Origin of the sequence: Aeromicrobium sp. Leaf350 (assembly GCF_916858655.1) — a bacterium.
Taxonomy (GTDB): domain Bacteria; phylum Actinomycetota; class Actinomycetes; order Propionibacteriales; family Nocardioidaceae; genus Aeromicrobium.
Genome location: NZ_CAKASL010000001.1, coordinates 995,642 through 1,018,278, shown reverse-complemented (window position 1 = coordinate 1,018,278; position 22,637 = coordinate 995,642). Strand labels below are relative to the sequence as shown.

Annotated in this window: 22 protein-coding genes; 16 read left to right on the top strand and 6 right to left on the bottom strand. The window is 73.2% G+C overall.

Going from position 1 to position 22,637, the window contains the following annotated elements:
- The first annotated feature begins 113 nt into the window (after positions 1–113).
- The 4 genes from LO931_RS05185 to LO931_RS05170 are packed head-to-tail and all read left to right on the top strand — an operon-like array spanning position 114 to position 5,407.
- On the top strand, positions 114–1,586 hold the full coding sequence (locus LO931_RS05185; RefSeq protein ID WP_229052218.1) for a polysaccharide biosynthesis tyrosine autokinase: 1,473 nt from the start codon (positions 114–116) through the stop codon (positions 1,584–1,586).
- An 8-nt stretch (positions 1,587–1,594) separates the two neighbouring features.
- Positions 1,595–2,956 (top strand): O-antigen ligase, encoded by a 1,362-nt coding sequence (locus LO931_RS05180; RefSeq protein ID WP_229052217.1) that lies wholly within the window; start codon positions 1,595–1,597, stop codon positions 2,954–2,956.
- A gap of 10 nt (positions 2,957–2,966) precedes the next feature.
- A complete protein-coding gene (locus LO931_RS05175; RefSeq protein WP_229052216.1) occupies positions 2,967–4,058 on the top strand; it encodes a glycosyltransferase in 1,092 nt (363 codons plus the stop codon).
- The gene (locus LO931_RS05170) at positions 4,055–5,407 is read left to right on the top strand and encodes a hypothetical protein (RefSeq protein ID WP_229052215.1); all 1,353 of its coding nucleotides are present in this window, start codon (positions 4,055–4,057) and stop codon (positions 5,405–5,407) included. Before LO931_RS05175 ends, LO931_RS05170 begins: the two co-directional genes overlap by 4 nt.
- A 39-nt stretch (positions 5,408–5,446) precedes the next feature.
- Here LO931_RS05170 and LO931_RS05165 read toward each other — a convergent pair whose 3' ends face one another.
- Positions 5,447–6,304, bottom strand: coding sequence for a TylF/MycF/NovP-related O-methyltransferase (locus tag LO931_RS05165; protein WP_229052214.1), 858 nt, complete (start codon positions 6,302–6,304; stop codon positions 5,447–5,449).
- Between the two features lie 70 nt (positions 6,305–6,374).
- On the opposite strand from LO931_RS05165, the gene LO931_RS05160 reads away from it, so the two are divergent.
- Entirely contained in the window at positions 6,375–7,616 is a 1,242-nt protein-coding gene (locus LO931_RS05160) for a hypothetical protein (RefSeq protein ID WP_229052213.1), read from the top strand.
- A 3-nt stretch (positions 7,617–7,619) separates the two neighbouring features.
- On the opposite strand, the gene LO931_RS05155 is transcribed toward LO931_RS05160, so the two are convergent.
- Positions 7,620–8,648: a GDP-mannose 4,6-dehydratase gene (locus LO931_RS05155; RefSeq protein WP_229052212.1), complete on the bottom strand. Its 1,029-nt coding sequence runs from the start codon at positions 8,646–8,648 to the stop codon at positions 7,620–7,622.
- Positions 8,649–8,808: 160 nt separating this feature from the next.
- Between LO931_RS05155 and LO931_RS05150 the strand changes: the two genes are divergently transcribed.
- Complete coding sequence (locus LO931_RS05150; RefSeq protein WP_229052211.1) at positions 8,809–9,621, top strand: FkbM family methyltransferase; 813 nt, start codon at positions 8,809–8,811, stop codon at positions 9,619–9,621.
- 10 nt (positions 9,622–9,631) lie between these two features.
- Positions 9,632–10,849: a DUF563 domain-containing protein gene (locus LO931_RS05145; RefSeq protein ID WP_229052210.1), complete on the top strand. Its 1,218-nt coding sequence runs from the start codon at positions 9,632–9,634 to the stop codon at positions 10,847–10,849.
- A gap of 303 nt (positions 10,850–11,152) precedes the next feature.
- Here LO931_RS05145 and LO931_RS05140 read toward each other — a convergent pair whose 3' ends face one another.
- Positions 11,153–11,971: an HAD family phosphatase gene (locus tag LO931_RS05140; RefSeq protein ID WP_229052209.1), complete on the bottom strand. Its 819-nt coding sequence runs from the start codon at positions 11,969–11,971 to the stop codon at positions 11,153–11,155.
- A 116-nt stretch (positions 11,972–12,087) separates the two neighbouring features.
- Here LO931_RS05140 and ssd point away from each other — a divergent pair, with 116 nt between their 5' ends.
- Genes ssd through LO931_RS05120 form a run of 4 tightly spaced genes read left to right on the top strand, consistent with a single transcriptional unit; the run spans position 12,088 to position 15,780 of the window.
- On the top strand, positions 12,088–13,128 hold the full coding sequence (ssd, locus tag LO931_RS05135; protein ID WP_229052208.1) for a septum site-determining protein Ssd: 1,041 nt from the start codon (positions 12,088–12,090) through the stop codon (positions 13,126–13,128).
- A 5-nt stretch (positions 13,129–13,133) separates the two neighbouring features.
- Positions 13,134–14,288, top strand: coding sequence for a TadA family conjugal transfer-associated ATPase (locus LO931_RS05130; RefSeq protein WP_370636062.1), 1,155 nt, complete (start codon positions 13,134–13,136; stop codon positions 14,286–14,288).
- Positions 14,285–15,091 carry a type II secretion system F family protein gene (locus tag LO931_RS05125; protein ID WP_229052206.1) on the top strand — a complete coding sequence of 269 codons (807 nt, stop codon included), beginning with the start codon at positions 14,285–14,287 and terminating at the stop codon, positions 15,089–15,091. The genes LO931_RS05130 and LO931_RS05125 overlap by 4 nt, the downstream gene beginning before the upstream one ends.
- Positions 15,088–15,780, top strand: a complete 693-nt coding sequence (locus LO931_RS05120; protein ID WP_229052205.1) for a type II secretion system F family protein — start codon at positions 15,088–15,090, stop codon at positions 15,778–15,780. The genes LO931_RS05125 and LO931_RS05120 overlap by 4 nt, the downstream gene beginning before the upstream one ends.
- A 30-nt stretch (positions 15,781–15,810) precedes the next feature.
- Here LO931_RS05120 and LO931_RS05115 read toward each other — a convergent pair whose 3' ends face one another.
- Together LO931_RS05115 and LO931_RS05110 are read right to left on the bottom strand one after the other, a co-directional pair.
- Positions 15,811–16,110: a putative quinol monooxygenase gene (locus LO931_RS05115; RefSeq protein ID WP_229052204.1), complete on the bottom strand. Its 300-nt coding sequence runs from the start codon at positions 16,108–16,110 to the stop codon at positions 15,811–15,813.
- 156 nt (positions 16,111–16,266) lie between these two features.
- Positions 16,267–17,157 (bottom strand): MEDS domain-containing protein, encoded by an 891-nt coding sequence (locus LO931_RS05110; RefSeq protein WP_229052203.1) that lies wholly within the window; start codon positions 17,155–17,157, stop codon positions 16,267–16,269.
- Between the two features lie 144 nt (positions 17,158–17,301).
- Between LO931_RS05110 and LO931_RS05105 the strand changes: the two genes are divergently transcribed.
- Genes LO931_RS05105 through LO931_RS05095 form a run of 3 tightly spaced genes read left to right on the top strand, consistent with a single transcriptional unit; the run spans position 17,302 to position 18,293 of the window.
- Positions 17,302–17,490, top strand: coding sequence for a DUF4244 domain-containing protein (locus LO931_RS05105; RefSeq protein WP_255657741.1), 189 nt, complete (start codon positions 17,302–17,304; stop codon positions 17,488–17,490).
- A gap of 60 nt (positions 17,491–17,550) precedes the next feature.
- The gene (locus tag LO931_RS05100) at positions 17,551–17,934 is read left to right on the top strand and encodes a TadE family type IV pilus minor pilin (RefSeq protein ID WP_229052201.1); all 384 of its coding nucleotides are present in this window, start codon (positions 17,551–17,553) and stop codon (positions 17,932–17,934) included.
- Positions 17,931–18,293 carry an Rv3654c family TadE-like protein gene (locus tag LO931_RS05095; RefSeq protein ID WP_229052200.1) on the top strand — a complete coding sequence of 121 codons (363 nt, stop codon included), beginning with the start codon at positions 17,931–17,933 and terminating at the stop codon, positions 18,291–18,293. The genes LO931_RS05100 and LO931_RS05095 overlap by 4 nt, the downstream gene beginning before the upstream one ends.
- A 15-nt stretch (positions 18,294–18,308) precedes the next feature.
- On the opposite strand, the gene LO931_RS05090 is transcribed toward LO931_RS05095, so the two are convergent.
- On the bottom strand, positions 18,309–20,609 hold the full coding sequence (locus LO931_RS05090; protein WP_229052199.1) for a DEAD/DEAH box helicase: 2,301 nt from the start codon (positions 20,607–20,609) through the stop codon (positions 18,309–18,311).
- 110 nt (positions 20,610–20,719) lie between these two features.
- Between LO931_RS05090 and LO931_RS05085 the strand changes: the two genes are divergently transcribed.
- A complete protein-coding gene (locus LO931_RS05085; protein ID WP_229052198.1) occupies positions 20,720–21,061 on the top strand; it encodes an anti-sigma factor antagonist in 342 nt (113 codons plus the stop codon).
- Positions 21,058–22,530 carry a methyltransferase gene (locus tag LO931_RS05080; RefSeq protein ID WP_229052197.1) on the top strand — a complete coding sequence of 491 codons (1,473 nt, stop codon included), beginning with the start codon at positions 21,058–21,060 and terminating at the stop codon, positions 22,528–22,530. The genes LO931_RS05085 and LO931_RS05080 overlap by 4 nt, the downstream gene beginning before the upstream one ends.
- Positions 22,531–22,637 lie beyond the last annotated feature (107 nt).

Here is a 22,637-nt window from a genome sequence, read left to right as displayed (position 1 = left end):
GAGATCTTCCCACACGCGCCTTCTGACTCGGAGCCGTTCAGGACGTAGACTTCGACGTCGGGCCCGGTCGAGGACCAAGGTCCCAACTCACCGCACGAAAGAGGAGCCTTTCCGTGGAGCTGCGTCAACTTCTGCGAACCCTGCGCAGTCGCTGGAAGTTCGTGACCGCAGTCTTCCTGCTCGGCCTCGTCGTGGCCGGTGTCGTGTCGACGCTGATGACCCCGAAGTACGAGTCGCGCGCCAGCATCTACGTGACCGCGACCGGGTCGTCGACGATCGACGCCTACCAGCTCGGCATCTACTCCTCCCTGCGTACGAGCAGCTACGCCGACCTGGCGACCAGCCCCTCGGTCATGCAGGCCGTGATCGACGACCTCGGTCTGGACCGCTCCGTCGCCGACCTGTCGAGCGAGGTCTCCGTCGAGGCGCCGATCAGCTCGGTGACCCTCACCATCAGCGTCTCCGACGCGGTGCCCGAGACGGCCGTCGACATCGCACGCTCGGTCGCCGAGCAGATCGAGCTCCTCGTCTCGGAGCTCGAGGCGCCGCCGAACGGCCTGGACGCCACGACGGGACTTCCGTCCCAGGCACCCATCGTGGCGCGGCTCGCGGGCGAGCCCACCTTCAGCAACACCGCGGTCAGCCCGAGCCTGCCCCTGAACCTCGTGGTCGGCGGCCTGCTCGGACTCGTCCTGGGCGTCGTCGGCGCGGTCCTGCGCGACATCTTCGACACCTCGGTCAAGAACGCCGACGACGTCGCGGCGATGACCGATCGCCCGGTCCTCGCGGTCGTGCCGTTCGACCCGACGGCCTCCAAGCACCCGCTGATCGACGGCGACAGCGCCGGCAACCTGCGCGCCGAGTCCTTCCGCATGCTCCGCACCAACCTGCAGTTCGCCGATCTCGACGACGACCTGCGGGTCATCATGGTCTCGAGCGCCGTGCCGAACGAGGGCAAGACCATGACGTCGTGCAACCTCGCGATCGCGCTGGCACAGAACAGCAAGCGCGTGCTGCTGATCGACACCGACTTCCGCAAGCCGGAGGTCGCCGACTTCCTCGGCCTCGAGAACGCGGTCGGCCTCCTGTCGGTCCTCGTCGGACGCACGACGCTGCAGGCCGCGATCCAGCCGCACGTCAGCGGCGTCGACTTCCTCGGCACCGGCCCGCAGCCGCCCAACCCCGTCGAGGTGCTCGGCACCCGCGGCATGAAGAACCTCATCGAGGAGGCCCGCGGGATCTACGACGTCGTCATCCTCGACGCCGCGCCGCTGGTGCCCGTGGCCGACCCGGCGGTCGTCTCGACGCTCGCCGACGGCGTGCTGTTCGTGGCACGCCAGGGCAAGACCGGCCGTGTCGTGCTCCGCAACGCCTTCGAGCGCCTCGAGGCCGTCGGCTCGCCGGTCATCGGCGTCGTGCTCAACATGGCGCCGAAGCGTGCGCTCGGCGCGTACGGCTACGGATACGGCTACGGGTACGGCTACGGCCAGAAGAGCCCGAACACAGCCAAGGACGCCAAGGCCGCGAAGGCCGCCAAGCCGAAGGGCCGCGACGGCGTCATGCCCGGCCGTCGCCGCGCCCCGTAGGACGACAGATGATGGGGTCGTCCCCCCGCTGGTCGGCGGTCTCGACCGAGACTGCGTCGGGGATCGCGGTCTCGGGGGTGATCGGCGCCCTGACGGTCGTCTCGGTGACGCTGGCCGCGACGTCGGGAGCCTTCGTCGGCGGCATCCTCGTCGGCCTGTTCCTGCTCGTCGGCGCCGTCCTGTCCCAGGGCACGGAGCGCGTCGGTACCGGGCTCGCCGTCGTGGCGATGGTGCTGTCGCCGATGAACGCGGTACGGCCGGTTCCCGGCCTGACGTTCGTGACGGCGTCGGACGCGATGTTCGCGCTGGCCTTCACGATCCTGCTGCCCACCCTGCTCCGTCGTCGGGTGCAGCTGCCGTCGACGCTGGTCGCCGGCATCGTGATCCTGGTCGGCTCGGCGCTGGTCGCCTCGGTGATCAGCGACCTGCCGTTCGTGAGCCTCGCCCTGACCGTACGACTCGTCGTCGGCGCCTTCGGCCTGCCGATCCTGTTCCTGATCTGGAGCCCGCGCGAGAGCGTGGTGCGCTGGCTCGCGGCCGGCTACCTCCTCGGCGCGAGCCTGAGCACCGTGATCGGCGTCCTGCGCGGCCCGGACGGTGACGGTGGCCGGTACGCCGGCCTGACGACCCACGCCAACATCCTGGGTCTGACGATGCTGCTCGCCGTCGCGATCGTGCCGTTCCTGTGCCACCGCGCGACCGTGGGCGTCCAGGTCCTCGCGATCACGGGCGGCGTCATCGCGTCGTACGGCCTGTACATCAGCGGCAGCCGTGCGGCCCTCGCGGTGCTCATCGCGATCGCCCTGATCTATCCGCAGCTCACCCGCTCGCTCGTGCCGATCGCCTTCATGGTGACGGGCTTCGCGATCTTCCTCGCCTTCTCGAACCGGCTCCTCGCCGCCGACTCCGGCAACGCGATCGGCCGTCTGCTGGGAGGCGGCAGCGCGAGCGGATCCGACATCGAGCGCGAGAACGCCGCACGCGAGGCCCTGGAGCAGTTCCACGAGAACCCGATCATCGGCGGTGGTCTGTCCGGCGTGCTCGAGGCGCACAACATCTACCTGCAGGCCGTGGCCGCCGTCGGCGTGATCGGTCTGGTCGGCTACGTCCTGGTGTTCATCACGATCGTCCGGCCGCTGCTGACCCTGCCCTCGCCCTACCACCTGCTCGCACTGCCCGCGCTGGCCTACGCGACGCTCGGTTTCGTCACCTCGCTCATGTGGGACCGCTACATCTGGTCGATGATGTCGCTCGCCCTGCTGGCCCCGGTGCTGGCCAAGCGCTACGCCGAGGCCCACCCGGAGGAGCTCGAGGACGACGACCAGGCGGACGCGGCGGACTCCTCGGCCGTCGCCCAGGTCCGAGCGTGACCGGAGCAGCATGAGCGACGCCCCGCTCACCGTCGTGGTCGACGCGATGTGCGCGCAGTTCGGCGGCAACCGCACGTTCGTCGAGGGGCTGCTGTCGGCCTGGGCGGAGGTGCGACCGGACGACACGCTGCACGTCCTGGTCGTCGAGGGCTCCGACCTCGACACGGCTGGGCACGAGACGCACGAGGTCGCCGTCCGCGCGCCGTCCGAGATCGGTCGTCCGTCGGCGCAGACCCGCTGGATGCCGCGGCTCGCCCGCGAGACGGGTGCCGATGCCGTGCTGGCCACGGCACCTACCACGACCGTCCGTCGCCCCGGCCCGCCGCTCACGGTCGTGGTGCACGACCTGCGCCACGAGATCCTGCCGCACCAGTTCAGCTGGGCCCGCCGGCGCCTGCGTGACGTCTCCTACGGCCGCAGCTACCGGATCGCCGACGGCGTGGTCGGGGTGTCGCAGCGCACCGTCGCCGACCTCCACCGGCTGCACCCCCGCACGCGCGCCCTGCCGACGGGGGTGGCTCCCCTCGGTGCCGACCACGTCGCGTCGTGGCCGCGCCGCTCGAGCCCGGGTGCGGCCGTCGCGTTCGGACACCACACCAACAAGAACCCCGACCTCGTGATCGACACGTGGGCCGAGCTCCGTGACCGGGGCCGGCTCCCGGCCGACCTCCTGGTGCTCGGCCTCGGATCCGGCCTTCGCGCGGAGCTCCAGCAGCGCATCGATCGCCACGACCTGGGGGCGTCCGTGTCGCTGGCCCCCTACCTCCCCGACGAGGAGTTCCGCCGGGTCGTCGCGAACGCTGCGATGGTCGTGCTGGCCTCGGACCTCGAGGGCTTCGGCCTGCCGGTCGTCGAGGGCATGGCCCTCGGGGCGCCGGTCGTGATCGCCCCCGACCCCGGGGCGATGGAGACGGCGGGAGGTCACGCCAGCGTGGCCGACGACTGGGCACCTGCCGCGCTGGCCGACGCCGTGCTGGCGGCGGCCGCCAGGACCCCCGACGAGACGGAGGCCGCACGCGCGTGGGCCGCCGGCTTCACCTGGTCGCGCACGGTGGAGTCCGTGCGCGCGACGATCGCCCGCACCGTGGAGGCCCGAGGATGACGACCGACGAGCGACGGGCCGACAGCGCGGACGACGCGTCCCCCGCGGACGCCGAGGCCCCCCAGGACTCCTCGGCCGGGATGGGCCGTCGCGTCGGGGTCGTCACGATCGACCAGGCCGTCTCGGGCGGGTCGAACGTCCTCTTCGCCCTGCTGGCCGTCCAGGTGCTGACCCCCGGGCAGTTCGGCCTGTTCGCGATCGTCTTCACGACCTACGTGACCGTCATCGGCCTGGCCCGCGCCCTGGTGTGCGACCCGCTCCTGGTGCACCCCGAGGAGGCCACCGCCCGCGCGGGCAGCGCCATCGGCAGCGCCTGGGTCGTCGGCGGCGTTCTGGGCGTGCTCGTGGCCCTGGGCGGTGTCGCCGCGCTCTCGTGGGACCCCGTGCTCGCCGAGGCGCTCTGGGTGCTGGCGGCGTGCCTGCCGCTGCTGATCGTCCAGGACGCCGGCCGCTACCTCGCCTTCACGACCCGGCGGCCCGCCCGCGCCCTCGTGCTCGACGTGGCCTGGCTCGGCATCCAGATCGGGGCGCTCACGGTCGCGCTGCTGGTCGGACAGCGGTCGCTGCCGGTCTTCGTGGCGACCTGGGCCGTCAGCGGCGCCCTGGCCGGGATCGGCTCGTGCCTGCAGAACCGGGTCGGTAGCCAGCGGCCCGGCACGCGGTGGCTGCGCGAGACGTGGGGCTTCTCCTGGCGCTACCTCATCGCCTACGGGTCGACCAGCGGTGGCGCGTTGGCCACCAGCGTCGCGATCGGCACGCTCGCCGGAGCGCGGGCGCTGGGTGGCCTGCAGGGTGCCCTGTTGCTGACCCGTCCGTTCCAGACCGTGCAGATCGCCGGCATCGCCTCGGGCACGGCCGAGATCTCCCGCGTGGCCTCCGAGCGGCGCTCGTTCGCGATGACCGTCGCGCTCCGCGTCACGGGATTCGCCCTGGCCGCGGCGCTGGTCAACGGCGCGGTCATGGTCCTGCTGCCCGACTCGCTCGGCACGCTCGTGCTGAGCGACACCTGGTACGAGGCCCAGCCCCTGCTGTGGGCCGCTGCCGGGCAGCTCGTCGGCATGAGCCTGCTGACCGGCCCCCGCGCCGGCCTGCTCGGCACGCGCTCGGTGCGCACCTCGCTGGCCTACGACATCATCTCGACCGTCGTCATCCTGACCGTCGTGGTCATCGTGACCCCGATCGGCGGCATCGTCGCCGGCATGTGGGCCGTCGCCATCACCCACAGCGTCGGCGCCGCCGTGCTGATGGCGCTCCTGGCCTGGCGCATCCGGCACCCGGAGGCGGAGGTCAGCACCGCGACGGCCCACCAGGACGAGCCCGTCACGCAGCAGGGCCCCACCGCCGACTAGGTCGACGAGCGGGGCCCGTGGGTGCTGCAGGTGCTGGGGTCAGCTCTTGCGCCAGTAGGCGCCGTGGCCGTCGATGTCGATGATCTCGTCGGTGATGCCGTGCTGTGCGCGGTAGTCGTGCACCGCCTGCTGCGCCTGGTCGACGAAGCTGCCGAAGTCGTCGATCACGAGGAAGCCGCCCGAGGAGAGCTTGGGGTACAGGTTCTCGATGGCCTGCCACGTCGACTCGTACATGTCGCCGTCGAGGCGCACGAGCGAGAGCTGCTCGACCGGGGCGGTGGGCAGGGTGTCCTTGAACCAGCCCACGAGGAACTTCACGCGGTCGTCGAGCAGGCCGTAGCGCTCGAAGTTGTGCTTGACGATCTCCGGGCCGACGGCCAGGCCGCCACGCTTGTAGAGCTCGTCGCCCTGGTCGGCGGGGAAGGCGCTGACGTCAGGAGCCGGCAGGCCCTCGAAGGAGTCGGCGAGCCACACGGTGCGCGTGGTGTCGCCCCAGGCGTCGAGGTTGGCCTTCATGAAGATGCACGCGCCGCCGCGCCAGACGCCGGTCTCGATCAGGTCGCCGGGGACGTCGTCGGCGATGATCTGCGCGATGCACTCCTGCAGGTTGTCCATGCGCTTGAGGCCGATCATCGACTCCGCGCGGGAGGGCCAGTCGCGGCCGTTCTGGCGGGCCTGCGGGTCGTACGGCTTCTTGACCGCGATCTCGACGTTGTAGCGCTGGGCGAACTTGCCCACGGCGCTCGCGGCACGCTTCTTGAAGGAGGGCGATCCGTCGGTGCGGACACCTCCGAGGATCGAGTCGTTGTCCTCGGCCAGGGCGCCGGTGAGGCTGCGCTTGACCAGGTCGAGGTAACGGTCGCGGACGAGGTCGACGGAGGGCTCGGTCGTGGGCACGGGAGGAGACTAACACCGGTTCTCGCGCCCTCGTGGGGACTCACCGGAGTTGATCGTAGGATGGGCCCGCGTGCCCCCCGAGGACGCGCCTGACCTGCGAAGGGACCTCATGGCTGCCGAGCCGAGCTACTGCACCGTCCTGGCCTCGAACTACCTGCCGAAGGCCCTCGCGCTGGCCGACTCGCTGGCCGACCACCACCCCGACGCGACGCTCACGATCCTGTTCATCGACGCCCGCACGGGTGCCGACGCCCCCGACCTGTCGCGCCTGTCGAACGTGCGCGCGGTGGGCACCGACGAGATCGGGCTGAGCCGCTTCGAGCTGCTGCGCCTCGCGACGATCTACAACCTCGTCGAGTTCGCCACCGCCGTGAAGCCCACCTTCTTCCGCGAGCTGCTGCGCGACGCGGAGCAGGTCTTCTACCTCGACCCCGACACGTACGTGACGGCCCCCATGGACGAGCTCCCCGGAGCGCTCGCGGACAGCGCCGGCGGCCTCCTCCTGACCCCCCACTTCCTCGAGCCGCTGCCGTCGCTCGACGACCTCTCGTGGGACGCCCACCTGCTCCACACCGGCGTCTACAACCTGGGCTTCGGCGGCTGGGACCGCCGAGCCCTGCCGTTCCTGGACTGGTGGTGGGCGCACCTGCGGTCGGAGTGCCTCTTCGAGCCGCTCGCGGGCCTCTTCGTCGACCAGAAGTGGCTCGACATCGGTGCCTCGACCTACCAGGCGGGCATCCTGCGCCACTACGGCTACAACGTCAGCGTCGTGAACCTCCACGAGCGCCCGATCGGCAGCGACGACGACGGCCCCGTCATCACCTCCAACGGCGACCGCCTGCGACTGTTCCACTTCCACGCGTTCGACCCGCACTCCGAGACCGAGCTGTCGGTCCGCCACGAGGGCTCCTCGGCGCACCACCGGGCCGGCAACCCCACGATCGACGCGATGTGTCGTGAGTACGCCCGCCGCATCCTCGACCACCAGGCGTGGCTGCCGGAGGCGGGGGAGTACCCGTACCACGTCGACACGACGGGCCGCCCGATCTCGCGGCTCGTGCGGCGGGCCTACCGGGTCGCGTCGGACCGCGGCGAGTCGCTGCCCTCGCCCTTCCTCCCCGAGGACGCCGAGGCCTGGACCTCGTGGCGCCGCGGCACGTGGCGCACGATCGGGCGCGAGCTCGCCGGCGACGCGGCGATCGCGATCCGCTGCTCGGTGCCGGACGAGGTCGCGCGCTTCAAGAAGCGCTTCCCGGGCCTCGTGCGCCGGGTCAAGTCCGAGACCATCACCCCGTCCGGGATGTGGAAGTAGGCCTCAGCGGAGGTAGTCGGCCGACTCGTCGACGCCCGAGCGCAGGCGCTCCAGGTCGACCCGCACCATGTCGGTGACCAGGTCCTCGAAGGAGGTCTGCGGCTGCCAGCCCAGCTGTTCGCGCGCCCGGGTGGCGTCGCCGAGCAGGGCGGGTGCCTGGATGCTGCTCCACAGGTGGGCCGAGAGGTCGACCCGGTCGACCAGGTCGTCGACCCCGGCGGCCGCGCCGGCCACCGTCAGCATGTCGCGCAGGGTGTGGGTCGTGCCGGTCGCCAGGACGTAGTCGTCGGCCTGCTCGTGCAGGACCGCCGCGGCCATCGCGTCGACGAAGTCGGCCGCGGCGCCCCAGTCCCGCTCGACGTCCAGGTCGCCCAGGTCGAGGCGGGCCGGGATGCCGAGCGCCGTCTGGGCGGCGAGCCGCGCGATGCGCCCGGCCACGAACTGCTGGCCGCGGAACGGGCTCTCGTGGTTGAACAGGATCGCGGTGCTGCCCAGCAGGCCGTGCTTCTCGCGGTAGGCGCCGACCGTGTGGTGGGCGGCGCTCTTGGCGATCGCGTACGGCGTGCGGGGGCGGTGCGGCGCCGACTCGTCGAGGGCGCCACTCGCGTCGGGGCCGAACATCTCGGCGCTCGAGGCCTGCAGGAAACGGACGTCGCGGGCGTTCTTGTCGCGATAGCGCAGCAGGCTCTCGACCATCGCGACGACCGTCGTCGCGTTCGTGCGCAGCACCAGGTCCGCGTCGTTCCAGCTGCGACCGACCGAGCTGAACCCGGCGAAGTTTGTCACGACGTCGGGGGAGTGACGGACCACGAGCTCGTCGAAGCCCGCGGCGTCGAGCAGGTCGTGCTCCACGATCTCGACGCCCTCGAGGTAGGGCGCCATGCGGGCGAGCGAGGAGATCCCGGGTCGCACGGTGCCCACGACCTGCCAGCCGTCCCGCAGGAGTCGGCGGGCCATGAACATGCCGTCCTGGCCGGAGACGCCGGTGATCAGCGCAGTGCGCGGCGCAGCGTCCGGGGAGCGGCGGGTCATGGCAGGCCTTCCTGGCGACGCGGATGTCGGCCACAGCATACGAGCGGTGATCAGGAGATGCGGTCGAGACGTGAACTTGGGGCGTCCTGGTGGCCTATGATTCCGACGTCGCTGCTGCTCGCACCGACGTCGCGTCCGCCCCGATCGGAAGGTGCCCTCGATGGCCCGTGGGATCCCCCTGGCAGTGCGCCGGGTCCGTCAGACCGTCTCGAGCTTCGACAACAGTGCGGGCGTGCTCGTGGCGCTGGCGCGTCAGGGCCTGACCGGCAAGCCCGAGGAGATCACCTTCCGCTCTCCGGGAGGCACCATCACGATCCCGAACCAGCCGGGTGCGCGGGTGCCGATCTACGAGATCCTCGTCGAGGACGAGTACCGCATCGACTGGATCGCGCAGGGTCTCGGTGACGCGCCGGTCTTCCTGGACATCGGCGCCCACGTCGGCTGCTTCACGGTGGCCGCCGCCAAGCGTGTGCCGGGCGCCCGCGTCCACGCCTACGAGGCGTCGCCCGCGACGGCCACGTACCTGGACCGCAACGTCGCCGACAACGGTCTGCAGGACCGGGTCGTCGCCAACAACCTCGCCGTCCAGGCCGTGCCGGGCGAGCTCGAGATCGCCGACAACGGTGCCGCCAGCGGCCACAACGGCGTCCTGCACCTCGGTGAGGGCGGCCCGACGGTCACGGTGCGCAGCGTCGCGATGTCGGAGGCGCTGAACGCCGAAGGCCGCTCGGCCGACCTCGTGAAGATCGACACCGAGGGCGGCGAGTACGACATGGTGCTGGGCTCGGACCCGGCCGACTGGGCCGGCGTCCGTCGCGTCGTCATGGAGTACCACGACCTCCCGGGGTTCTCCTGGGAGCAGCTCGAGGCGTTCTTCGCCGAAGCGGGCCTGAACGTCGTCGACCGCGTCCCGTACGCGGACCGTCTGGGCATGGCGTGGCTCTCGCGCGATCCCCTCACGCCCGCGCGCTGAGGCCGACCCGGTGACCCGGCTGCCACCGCGGCTCCGACCGCTCTGGCCCGTCGTCAAGCGCCTGCACCGCTGGGCGTCCCTCTGGTCGGGACGCGTCGGTCGGGCGACCCGTGCCCTGCAGGGCGATCGCCGGCTGCCGCGCTCGGCCGCCCTGACCTCGGCCGCGACCGCTGCGCAGGAGCCGGGCACCGTCACGTTCCACCCGGCCGGTCTCGGCGAGCAGCTCGACCGTACGCCTCCGTCCGGCACTCCCGCGGGCCACTGGATCTTCCCGCGTCGCGCCGACGTCAAGGTCCGCGACCCGTACTGCCTCGAGGTCGCGGGCGGCATCGTCGTGGGCGACTACGCCGCGACGATCACGCCCGGCGGGATCCTCGACCACGAGACGAGCCAGTACTTCGGCGTCCGCGACTGGCGCGAGCACCCGCTGTTCCTCCGGCGGCGTCTGCCGGAGCCGACCGAGTTCGACGGGACCCTGCTGGTCCTCGGCACGCGCGGCGCGGCGAACTACTACCACTACCTGACCGACGTGCTGCCGCGTCACGGCGTCTTCACCGACGCGATGCCGGACACCCGCCCCGACGCGATCTACGTGCCGACCGGCGCCGCCTGGCAGCGCAAGCTCCTCGACCTGGCCGGGCTCGGCGACCTCCCGGTCGTCGAGATGACCAAGCACAGCACGGTCCGGGCCTCGCGCCTGCTGGTCCCGTCCTTGACCAACGACCTCGAGGTCGCGCCCGCGGCCACGGTCCGATGGGTGCGCGACCGGTTCCGCCCGTCCGGGTCCGAGCCGACGCCGCGACGCATCTACGTCACCCGGGGCACGACCCCGAACACGCGTCGGGTCACGTGCGAGGACGAGCTGGTGCCCGCGCTCGAGGAGCGCGGCTTCGTCGTGGTCGAGCCGGGTGGGCTGAGCCCGCAGGAGCAGGTCGACGTCTTCGCCGGCGCCGAGGTGGTCGTGGCTCCGCACGGTGCCGCCCTGACCAACCTGCTCTTCGCGCCCGAGGGCGTGCGCGTGCTGGAGATGTTCACGGCCGGGTACGTCGTGGAGTGCTACTGGGCGATCTGCCAGAACATCCCCGGGGCGCAGTACCGCTACCTGGTGGCCGGCGACGTCGACCGGCACGGGCCCGGCGACCCGATGAACAAGGTGCAGGCCGACGTCGAGGTCGATGCGGCGACGGTCCTCGCCGCGGTCGACGAGCTGCTCGCGGCGCCGGACTGACCGCGCTCGACGTCCTGCGCACATGGTCTGGGCACACAAGGGGACGGCGCCACCGCTGCTCCGTGAGGAGGCGGTGACGCCGTCGGGGTCCAGCTCATCGGCTACCAAGCGTGCACTTCGTCGTCATCGTCGTCTCGGTCCGCGACCGTGAGGTCCGCAGATCATCCGAGAGCAACTGCCCTGTGGGACGGGTGATCGCCGCGTGGGTACCAATTCTTACTGGGCCGGCTGTGAAGTTCTCTGGTCCCCACAGTGCCCCATGTGACCTGAGTCACACAACCCCTGAGCCGATAAATCTTCGGGTCAGGCGGAGGTGCGGGCGCGTCGACCGGCGACGTACAGCGCCGCGACCGCGGCCCCGGCGACGGCACCCACGCCGGCGGCTGCCGCCAGGATCTTGCCGGTGGGCGTGTCGAGGCTCAGCGGTGAGGTCAGCGCGACCGGGCGGCGGAACTCCAGGACCGGCCAGCCGTTCTCCTCGGAGGCGCGACGCAGGGCCTTGTCGGGGTTGACGGCGAACGCGTGGCCCACGGCCTCGAGCATCGGCACGTCGGTCGCGGAGTCGGAGTAGGCGTAGCTCGCCGTGAGGTCGTACCCGCGCTCGTCGGCGAGCTCGATCATCGCCTCGGCCTTGTGCGGGCCGTAGGCGTAGCGGTCGATCTCGCCGGTGTAGCGGCCGTCCTCGACGACCAGCGTGGTCGCGACCACGACGTCGGCGCCGAGCAGGGCGCCGATGGGCTCGACGACCTCCGAGCCCGAGGCCGAGACGATGACGATGTCGCGCCCAGCGGCACGGTGCTCGGCGATCAGGGCCACGGCCTCGTCGTACACGAGCGGCTCGATGATCGAGTGCAGTGTCTCCGCGACCGCCTGGCGGACCGTGGCGACCTCCCAGCCCGTGACCATCTCGGTCAGGTAGGCGCGCATCTTCTCGAGCTGGTCGTGGTCGGCCCCGCTCACGGCGAACATGAACTGGGCGTAGGCGCTGCGCAGGACCGTGCGGCGGTTCAGCAGGCCCTCGGCGAAGAACGGGCGGCTGAAGGCGAGCGTGCTCGACTTGGCGATGATCGTCTTGTCGAGGTCGAAGAACGCGGCACCCCGCCCGCCGACCGTCTGGTCCATGACCTCAGCATAGGCGCCCCGACGGTGCTCGTCCCCAGGTCGCGGACCCGCCGTCGCCGTCCACAGGCCGCGGCGGAGGCGTGGCCGGGTGGTGCGAACCCGGTGAAAGTCGAGCCATGGACCCTGCTGTCGTCGTCGCCACCACCGATCCGGAGTGCCGGGCGGCCGCCTCCCGCTGGGCGTCGGCGGTGGGTGCGGCGGTCGAGGTCGCCGACACCTCGCCCGTGGCGCGACGGCACTGGTCGGGGGCCTCGGCCGTCGTGGTCGACGCGGCCATGGCACGCCGCCTGGTCGAGGTGGGGGCGCCCCGCCGTCCGCACGTCGTGCTGGTCGACCCCGAGGTCGGGCACGGCGACGCGGTGTGGCGCACGGCGGTCGAGCTCGGCGCCGCACTGGTCTGCCGCCCCGACGCGACCGGGCAGGTCGAGGTCCTCGACCTGCTCTCGTCGGCGCTCGAGGGCCGCGGTGAGGCGTGCGTGGTGGCGGTCGTCGGGGCCGTGGGTGGTGCGGGGGCGTCGACGCTCGCGGCCGGCTTGGCCACGTCGGCTGCCCGCCGCTCGTGGAGGACCGTGCTGTGCGACCTCGACCCGGCCGGTGGGATCGACCTGGTGCTCGGAGCCGACGCCGTCGCCGGGGCGCGCTGGGACACCCTCGACGTCACCGGCGGGCAGCTGCCCGCGTCGGCGCTCGTGGACGTGCTGCCTCGCCACGGCGACGTCGCGTTCCTCACCCGGTCGCGCGACGCGCCGTCGGACCGCGCCGATCCGGACGGCGTGGTCGCGGCGCTGCGACGGGCCAGCGACCTCGTCGTCCTCGACGTCCCCCGCCACCCGGCGGCGCTGCCGGTCGTCGGGTGTGCCGAGCTGACGGTCGTGGTGGTGCCGGAGGACGTCCGGGGCATCGCGGCCGCCCGGCACCTCGTCGAGGACCTCCGTCAGGTCGCGGGCACGGTCGTCGCGGTCGGACGCGGTCAGCCGGGTGGTCTGGGCCGTGGGGCGCTCGCGCCCCACCTCGGGGTGCCGGTCGTGACGCGCCTCGGGCACCACCGGTCGTTGCGGCGCGACGTCGGCGCGGGCCGAGGGCCGGCGCACGTCCGGTCGCTCGACCGGGTGGCCGGCACGCTTCTCGGCCTGGTCGGACTCGGAGGAGCCAGGTGAGGTCGGTGCCGGAGCCCCTCGTCGAACGGGTGCGTCGCCGGCTCGCGGCCGATGCCGCTCTGCCGACACCGGAGAACGTGGCCCGCGCCCTGCGGGCCGAGCCCGGCGTCCTCGGGCCCGACACCGTGCTCGCGGTCGTCGACCAGGTCAGGCGCGACACCGCCGGCGCCGGCGTTCTCGAGCCGCTCCTGGCCCTGCCGGGGGTCACCGACGTGCTGGTCAACGGCACGGAGGGCGTCCACCTCGATCGTGGGCAGGGGCTCGAACCGGCCGACGTCCGTCTCCACGACGAGGCGGAGGTGCGCCGGCTCGCGCAGCGCCTGGCCGCGCTGGCGGGGCGACGGCTCGACGACGCGAGCCCGTGGGTCGACGCGCGCCTGCCCGACGGCACGCGGCTCCACGCCGTGCTGGCCCCGCTGGCACATCCCGGCACGGTCATCAGCCTGCGGGTCCCGTCCCGGCACCCCTTCAGCCTCGACGACCTGGTGGGTGCGGGAGCGATATCGCCCGCCGGGGCCGACGTGCTCCGCGGCATCGTCGCCGCGCGGGCGGCGTTCGTCGTCTCGGGCGGCACCGGCACGGGCAAGACCACACTGCTCTCCGCCCTGCTGGCCGAGGTCCCCGCCCGAGAACGTCTCGTCGTGGTCGAGGACGCGGCCGAGCTGCGCCCGCGCCATCCGCACGTCGTGGCGCTGGAGGCCAGGCCGGCCAACGTCGAGGGTCAGGGCGCCGTGCACCTGCGCGACCTCGTCCGTCAGGCGCTGCGGATGCGCCCGGACCGGCTCGTCGTCGGCGAGGTGCGGGGGGCCGAAGTCGTCGAGCTGCTCGCAGCGCTGAACACGGGCCACGAGGGCGGCTGCGGCACGATCCACGCCAACTCCGCGGGCGACGTCCCGGCGAGGTTCGAGGCCCTGGCGCTCGGGGCAGGCCTTCCTCGGGTCGCGGTGCACGCCCAGCTGGCCGCCGGGCTCGACCTCGTCGTGCACCTCGGCCGCGCCCGCGACGGCCGACGCGTGGTCGACCACGTCGGCGTGCTGCAGGTGGGGGCCGACCGGGTCGTCGACTGCGTCCCGGCCGTCGTGCTGACGAGGGACGGCATTCGTGAGGGGCCGGCGCACGAGGTGCTGACGCGTCTGCTCGAGGGTCGTGGGCGTTCGTGACCGTGCTCCCGCTGACGACGTGGGCCGCGGTCGCGGTGTCCTGTGCCGCGCTGCTCGCGAGGCCGGAGCCTCGATGGACGGCCGGTCACCGGCTGGGGCGTCCGCCGGCTCCCCGCTGGCCGCGGGCACTGACCCTCGCCGTCGCCGTTCCGGCGAGTGCCTCCGTGCTGACGCTGGTCGGGGGTCCGGCCCCGCTGCTGGTCCTGGCCACGGCCGTCGGCGTGGCGGTGGTCGTGACCCGCGAGGTGGCTCGCGCCGGGCGCCGCGCTCGGGCTCGGGCAGCCCTCCACGAGGTCACCGAGCTCGTCGACCTGCTCGCGTCGGAGCTCCGGGCGGGCGTGCTGCCCGACCGCGCCCTCGCCCTCGCGTCGGTCGACCACGAGCGCGTCGCCCCGGCGGCACGGGTCGCGCGGCTCGGCGGTGACGTCGCCGCGGCGCTGCGGGCGGTGGGGGAGCAACCCGGGTGCGGGGGCATGGTCGCGGTGGCGGCCGCGTGGCAGCTCAGCGAGACCTGCGGCGCCCCGCTGGCCGACGTGCTCGACCGGGTGGCCCGCGGGCTCCGCTTCGAGGCCGAGCTGGCCGACGAGCTCCGGTCGACCGTCGAGCCCGCCCGCGCCACGGGCCGCCTCCTGGCCGTGCTCCCGGTCCTCGGGCTGCTGCTCGGTGCCGGCCTCGGAGCCGACCCGGTCCGGGTGCTGACCACCACGCTGCCGGGCGCTGCGTGCCTGGTCGTCGGCACGGGCCTCGCCTGCCTCGGCGTGGCCTGGATCGAGTCGGCCGCCGACCGGGCCGAGCGCGGATGATCGCCCTCGCCGCGCTGCTGACCTCGGTCGCGGTGATGGTGCTGCAGGGACCCTCGCCGACCCGCAGGGCCCGCGCGGTCCTGGGCGTGCCGCGGCGACCACGCGAGATCGACCGCGGTGTCGTCGTCGCCGGAGCCGTCGTGGTGCTCGGGACCCTCGTCGCGGGGTGGCCCTGGGGCACGCTCGCCGCGGGCGCCCTGGCACCACTCGTCCGGGCGCGGGTCGCCCGGTCGGGCGAGGTGGACCCCGGAGCCGTGCCGTCCCCCGTCCCGGTGGCGCTCGATCTCGTCGCGGCGGCGCTGGCGGCGGGCCGCCCCCCGGGCATCGCGGTGGCAGCCGCGGGCCGTGCGCTCGGGGGAACGGTCGGGGCCGAGCTCGAGGTGGTGGCGACCCGGCTCGTCACGACGGCCGACCCCGGCGAGGTCTGGAACCGGACGGCCGACCTCCCCGGACTGGCGCCGCTCGCCCGGGCGGTCCTGCGCGCCCAGCGGTCGGGGTCGGCGCCGGCCGTCGTGGTCTCGCACGTCGCGGACGACCTGCGGCGTCGACGCCAGGCCGAGCGCCTCCGGCGCACGCGCGCCGGAGGCGTGGCAACGGCCCTGCCGCTGGGGCTGTGCTTCCTGCCCGCCTTCTTCCTGATCGGCATCGCTCCGACGCTCCTGGGGCTGCTCGGCTCGGTCTTCGGCTGAGGGGCAGAGGCGGGGCGTCGGGCAGGGTGCCTAGCCGGGGATCTTGTCGGCCAGCAGGTCGATCTTCTCGATCTGCGGTTCCGAGAAGAGGACGCCGGTGCTGGGACCGAGAGCCTGGCCCACCCCACCGGCCAGATGAGCGTCTCGGGCCTCGTCGTCGGGGAACACGTCGAACACGCCGAAGGTCGACGGTCCGAGCTGCAGGGCGAACCAGGCGACGGTGCCAGGCTCTGCCATCACGATCGACCGCGCTCCGACGAGGAACTCCGCGAGCTCCTCCTCCTTGCCGGGCAGTGCGTCGAGACGCACGAGAAGTGCTTTCGTCAGCATGGTCGGACTCCTTCGATCCGGGAGGCGCGGCGGCCGGAGGACCGTCTGGGGGACGCCGTCCCGAACACCGGTGAACGCCCATGGTGGTCGGGGTCTCGGCTCTCCGGCATCCCGTGAACGGGTGCTCTTGACCGCCGCAACACGCTCCGGGCGTCCTCAGGTGCGGCGCGGGCGGACCTCGCGGGGCGGGGCGAGGACGAGCCGGTGCTGCAGGACCAGGACGGTGAGCTCGACCCGGGAGTGGATGCGGAGCTTGAGGTAGATGTGCTTCAGGTGGGCATCCACGGTGTGGCGGGACACCTGCAGGTCCGCGGCGATGGTGCGGTTGGTCGTCCCGCGTGAGACGTGAGAGGCGACGCGCAGCTCGGCGAGGGTCAGTGAGCCCCATCCTCCGCTGACGTCCTCGTCCGCCGTGACGAGCCGCTGGGGGGCCGTCGCGTCGTCGCACGCGGCCGCCCGTGCCCCGGACCGCCCGACGTAGTAGGGGTTGTCGACCATCGCGCCGTCCAGCAGGACCTTGGCGTGCGTGCGGAGCACGTCGACGAGCCCGTCGGCGCCGAACTTCTTCAAGTCGTGGAGGCACATGACGATCGCTGGGGCGTGGTCGACGAAGCGGTTGAGTGCCGACTCGTGGAGCAGGAGGTCGTCGCCACCGTGGGGCCGAGGCAGCACCCACGACATCTCGCCGACGGCTCTGAGCAGCTCGAAGCCGGCCGCCTCGGCGGCGTCCACGCGGTCACTCAGGACCTGGATCGTCACGTCGACGTCGACCTCCCCCGACCGGAGGCAGACGTCCGTCGCCCGCGCGACGTCGAGCCGCCCCGCCGGGCGGGGACCGGGGTGATCCCGTCCCGCCACGCGGTCGCGAACCAGCGACGGCTCGATGTCGTCGACCAGGCACCACACCATGTCGCCGTGTCGCAGCCCTTCGTCGAGGAAGGGGAACAGGAGCCGGTCACGCTCGTCCGCTCCGGAGTAGAGCGCGCAGAAGTGCGTTCCGGGGCTGAGGGGTCCGCCTCCGGGCAACCCGAGGCTCAAACCGTGCATGGTGGCCGCCGTTCGAGAATCCGCGGGAGAGTCCCGACGCTACTCGTCCCCAGCCCCGCGGGATCCACAGCGACGGGATCCGACCGCAGATCGACGCGCTCCGGCCCCATCTTCTCGACGTCAACCCACGATGAGAGGACTCCCATGAGTCGATTCCTTCCCCGCCGTCCCACCCGTCGCGACGAGAGCGGCATGACCACCTCGGAGTACGCCGTCGGCACGATCGGCGCGTGCACCGTCGGAGGCGTGCTGGTGCAGATCGCGCAGAGCGAATGGTTCAACAACATGCTCCAGAGCGTCTTCGACAAGATCCCCACGCTCGGGTTCCTCTGACCGACCGGGGCCGGGGCGCCGATGCGTCCCGGCCCCTCGCCCGACCTCGAGGAGGTCCCGATGTCGCTGCTGCCCCTCCCGGTCACGACCCGTCGACGAGGCGACCACGGCATGGCCACCGCCGAGCTCGCCGTGGTCACCCCGGTGCTGGTCGCGCTCGGCGTCCTGCTGCTGTGGACGGCTTCCCTCGGCTACACGCAGGTCCGGCTCACCGACGCCGCCCGCGAGACCGCCCGCATGATCGCCCGCGGCGACCCGACCGAGGTGGCCGAACAGCTCGCGCTCGACCAGTCGCCGGCCGGCTCGGTGGTCGAGATCGACCAGGACGACGGTGTCGTGGTCGTGACGGTCTCGGTGCGCTCCAGCCTCCCGGGCGGCTGGTTCGACGACGTCGTCGGCCGCGACCTCGACGCCTCCGCGGTCGCCGCGGTCGAGGTCCCATGACCCGGTGCGACGACCGAGGGGCCGTCTCCTCGGTGGCCCTCGGTGTGTCGGTGCTGCTGCTGGTCGTGGCCGGAGGGGCACTCGAGCTGGGGGTGGCGGTGGGCGTCAAGCACACGGCGGCCTCGGCTGCCGACCTCGCCGCGCTCGCGGGATCGCGGGCCGTGGAGGCGAGTGCGGACGGGTGCGCCGCCGCCGGGCTGGTCGCCCGCCGCAACGGTGCCGAGCTGGTCGAGTGCCGCCTGGACGCCGCGGTCGCGACCGTCACGACCGAGGTGCGCACGCCACGCTGGTGGGGTCGCACCTGGACGTCGCGCCAGGTGGCCCGTGCGGCACCGGCCACCTACCTGGAGGAGCCGTGAGCCGGGCGCGACGTCTCAGACCACCGGGTCGTGCGCCTCGCGGAGCACGGCGTCCAGCAGCCGCACGGCCCCCGCCTTGTCGAGCGGCTCGTTGCCGTTGCCGCACTTGGGTGACTGCACGCAGCCGGGGCAGCCCGTCGGGCACGGGCAGGCAGCGATGGTGTCGCGCGTGAAGCGGAGCCAGGTCGCCGCCGTCGCGTAGCCGCGCTCGGCGAAGCCCGCGCCGCCCGGGTGGCCGTCGTGCACGAACACGGTCAGCCGGCCCGTGTCCGGGTGGTACGCGGTGGACAGGCCGCCGAGGTCCCAGCGGTCGCAGGTCGCCAGCAGGGGCAGGAGGCCGATCGAGGCGTGCTCCGCCGCGTGCGCCGCGCCCGGCACGTCGACCGCGTCCAGGCAGGCGTCGACCTGCTCGGGCTCCAGCGTCCACCAGACGGCGGACGTGCGGAGGCTGCGCTCGGGGAGGTCGAGAGGTTCCTCGCCGAGGTTGCCGCCGCCGCGGTTCGAGCGCCGCATGTAGGAGGTGACCTGCGTGGTCACGTCGACCGTGCCGCTCGAGATCGTCGCGTGCCCCCACGAGGTGGTGCGGGCCGTCTCGACCACGTCGACGCGGGTCGAGGACTTCGCCTGGGTCGTCCAGCCCGGGTCGTCGCGGCGCACGACCGCCGTGGCGTCCTCGGGGGAGTACTCCTCGACGAGGTACGTGTCGCCCTGGTGCACGTAGACCGCGGCCTCGTGCACGGCGGCGTCGGCGGAGCCGGCGTCGACCGTGCCCACGAGCCGGCCGGTCTCGGCGTCCACGATCTGCACCGGCTTGCCACCGCTGCCGCGCAGGTCGGCGAGGTCGCTGGCCCGTTCGCGCCGCGTCCAGAACCACCCCGCGGGACGTCGGCGCAGCCATCCGGCCTCGGTCAGGGCGTCGACGCCCTCGCGGGCCCGGGGGCCGAACCGGTCGAGATCGAGCTCCGTGAGCGGCAGCTCGTGCGCCGCCGCGGCGAGGTGGGGCCCCAGCACGTAGGGGTTGTCGGTGTCGAACACGGTGCTCTCGAGCGGGGCGGAGAAGATCGCCTCCGGGTGGTGCACGAGATAGGTGTCGATCGGGTCGGTACGAGCGATCAGCACGCCCAGCGACTCCTGTCCGCCGCGCCCGGCTCGGCCCCACTGCTGGAACAGCGACGCCCGGGTGCCGGGGAAGCCGACGCTGACCACGGCGTCGAGACCCGACACGTCGATCCCGAGCTCGAGCGCCGAGGTCGACGTCAGCCCCAGCAGGTCCTTGGCGCGCAGCCGCGCCTCGAGAGCGCGGCGCTCCTCCGGCAGGTAGCCGCCGCGGTAGGTCGCGACGCGGTCGACGAGCTCGGGGTCGACGTCCTCGAGCCGCTGCTGCGCCCGCGCCGTGACGTGCTCGGCACCCCGGCGTGACCGCACGAAGCAGACGGTCTGCACGTGGTGGGCCGTCAGGTCGGCGAGCAGGTCGGCGGCCTCCGACGAGGTCGACCGCCGGGCGCCGGTGGGGGCGTCGTCGGCGTCGAGCAGGGGCGGCTCCCAGAGCGCGACGGTGCGGGCGCCGCGCGGGGAGGCGTCGTCCGTCACGGCCACGGTGTCGCGCCCGGTCAGCCGCCGGGCGAAGGCCTCGGGGTCAGCCACCGTGGCCGAGGAGCACACGACCACGGGGGTGGCGCCGACGTGCTCGCAGAGGCGGAGCAGCCGCCGCAGCACCAGGGCCACGTGGGCCCCGAAGACGCCGCGGTAGTGGTGGCACTCGTCGACCACGATCATCCGGAGCCCGCGCAGCAGGCGAGACCACCGCTGGTGCGCCGGCAGGATCACGTGGTGGAGCGTGTCGGGGTTCGTCAGCACCCACGCCGCGTGGTCGCGCGCCCACTGACGCTCCTCGCGGCTGTTGTCGCCGTCGACCGTGGCGGCCCGCACGTGCGGGTCGAGCTCGCGCACGCGGCGGAGCTGGTCGGCGGCCAGGGCCTTGGTGGGGGCGAGGTAGAGCACGGAGGGGAGCCGGGAGCCGAGCAGGGCCTCCCCGTCACGACCGGCCGACAGGGCGGTGAGGGCCGGTGCCTGGAAGGCCAGCGACTTCCCGGACGCGGTGCCGGTCGTGACGATGACGTCGCGACCCGCGCGGACGTGGTCGATGGCCTCGCGCTGGTGCGCCCACAGGTGTGTCACGCCCTGCGCGGCGAAACCGGTGCGGACCGAGGCGGGCACCCAGTCGGGCCACGGCTCGACGACGGCCTCGCGCGCCGGCTGCTCCTCGACGTGCGTGACCCGCGCCCCGTGGCGCGCAACGAGATCTTCCGGCCGCACCGGACGAGTCTCCCAGACCCCCGGTGGGGTCTCGATCCGTGAGCGTCCCGGCGTCGACGTTCGCAACCGACGGACCCGTGCCAGAATGTCGCCAACTGGGAGGGGAGTCCATGGAGCTCACGGTCGAGACCCGATCACTGCCGCCGTTCGAGGTGCTCGAGATCGGTGGCGAGATCGACGTGTACACGGCACCGCACCTGCGCGAGGCCGTCGTCGAGGCGATCGAGGCCGGCAAGCTGCGGCTCATCATCGACGTCCAACGGGTCGACTTCCTCGACTCGACGGGACTCGGCGTGCTGGTGGGTGCCCTCAAGCGTGTGCGCGCCGACGACGGGACGCTCGACATCGTGTGCACGCACGAGCGGCTGCTCAAGATCTTCCAGATCACCGGCCTCGACAAGGTCTTCGGTCTGCACGACAGCGTGGACGCTGCCGTCGCTGCCCACGCGTGAGCGACCTCGCACCTTCGTCCGACGTCGTCGACCGGTTGGCCGACGCGCTCCGCACGGCCTCGTTCACCGCGGGCTCGGTGCACGACCTCCTCGGTCCTCTGGCCCACGCGGCCCTGGGCCGCAACGAGACCACCCCGGCGACGCGCGCCACGGCCGACGGCTCACCGCTCGCGACGCTGGTGCGGCTGTTCACGATCCAGCGGCCCGTCGACCGGGCGGCTGCTGACCAAGCCCTGCCGGGTCTCGTCGACGCGCTCGCGGCGAGCGGCGTCCTGGCGACCTCCGGCGGCGAGGTCCGGGCGCTCGTCGACGTCCGGCCGTACGGCGACGAGGTCCACGACTGGTGGGTCGTCTGCGACCTGACCCCGGGCCAGGACGCGATGCCGGTCGAGGTCGGCCCCGAGCACGTGCTGGGCATCAGCGAGGCCTCGTCCTCGCTCGCACGGCTGGTGCACCGCCGCCCGGTCGGCCGTGCGCTCGACCTCGGCACCGGGTGCGGCGTGCAGGCCCTGCACCTCGCGCAGCACGCCACCGAGGTGGTGGCCACCGACGTCAACGACCGTGCCCTGGCGTTGGCGCGGCTCACGGGCCGCCTGAACGGGGTCGCGCTCGACGTGCGCGGCGGCAGCCTCTACGAGCCCGTCGCGGGGGAGCGGTTCGACGTCATCGCGTCCAACCCGCCGTTCGTGGTCTCGCCTCCCGACGGCGACCGTCTGGTCTACCGCGAGACGGGCTTCGCCGGTGACGACGTCGTGCGCCGACTGGTCGCCGGCGCCGCCGACCACCTGACCGAGGACGGCCTCTGCCACCTGCTCGCCGCCTGGGTCCACCCGACCGGTGCCGACTGGCAGGAGCGGCTCGCGTCCTGGGTGGCGCCGACCGGGCTCGACGCCTGGGTGCTCGAGCGAGAGGAGGTCGACCTCCCCACCTACACCGAGATGTGGCTCGCCGACTCCGGCCACCGGGGCCGCCCCGGCTACACCGAGGCCTACGACCGCTGGCTCACCTGGTTCGTCGAGCAGGGCATCGAGTCCATGGGCTTCGGCTGGATCACGCTGCGGCGAGCCGGTCGTGACGTGCCCTCCGTGCGTGTGGAGGCGTGGGACGGCCAGGTCTCGGGCCCCGTCGGTCCGGTCGTGGAGCAGTGGGCCGCGGCCCTCGACGTGCCTGGCGACGTGCTCGACCACGCCTGGGTCGTGGCCCCTGACCTCGTCCAGCACGCGTGGGGGCCGCCGGGTGCGGAGGACCCCGCGGTCATCACGGTGCGCCTCCAGGACGGGCTGCGCCGCGAGCGCCGCGTCGACACCGTGACGGCCGGGCTGCTGTCGGCCTGCGACGGCGACCTGACCGCCGGTCAGGTGCTCGGGGCCATCGGCACCCTGCTCGACCTGGATCCGGAGTCCCTCCTCGCGGAGCGTCGCCCGGAGGTGTCCGAGCTCGTCGCAGAGGGCTTCCTCCGACCCGCATGAGGCCGGGTCGACACGGGTACCCCAGTACCGCGCGGGTGCGGAACGGTTGACGGAACGCGCTACGGTGTGCCCGCCGGGTTGCTGATGCTCCCGGCGAGAGAGAGGAA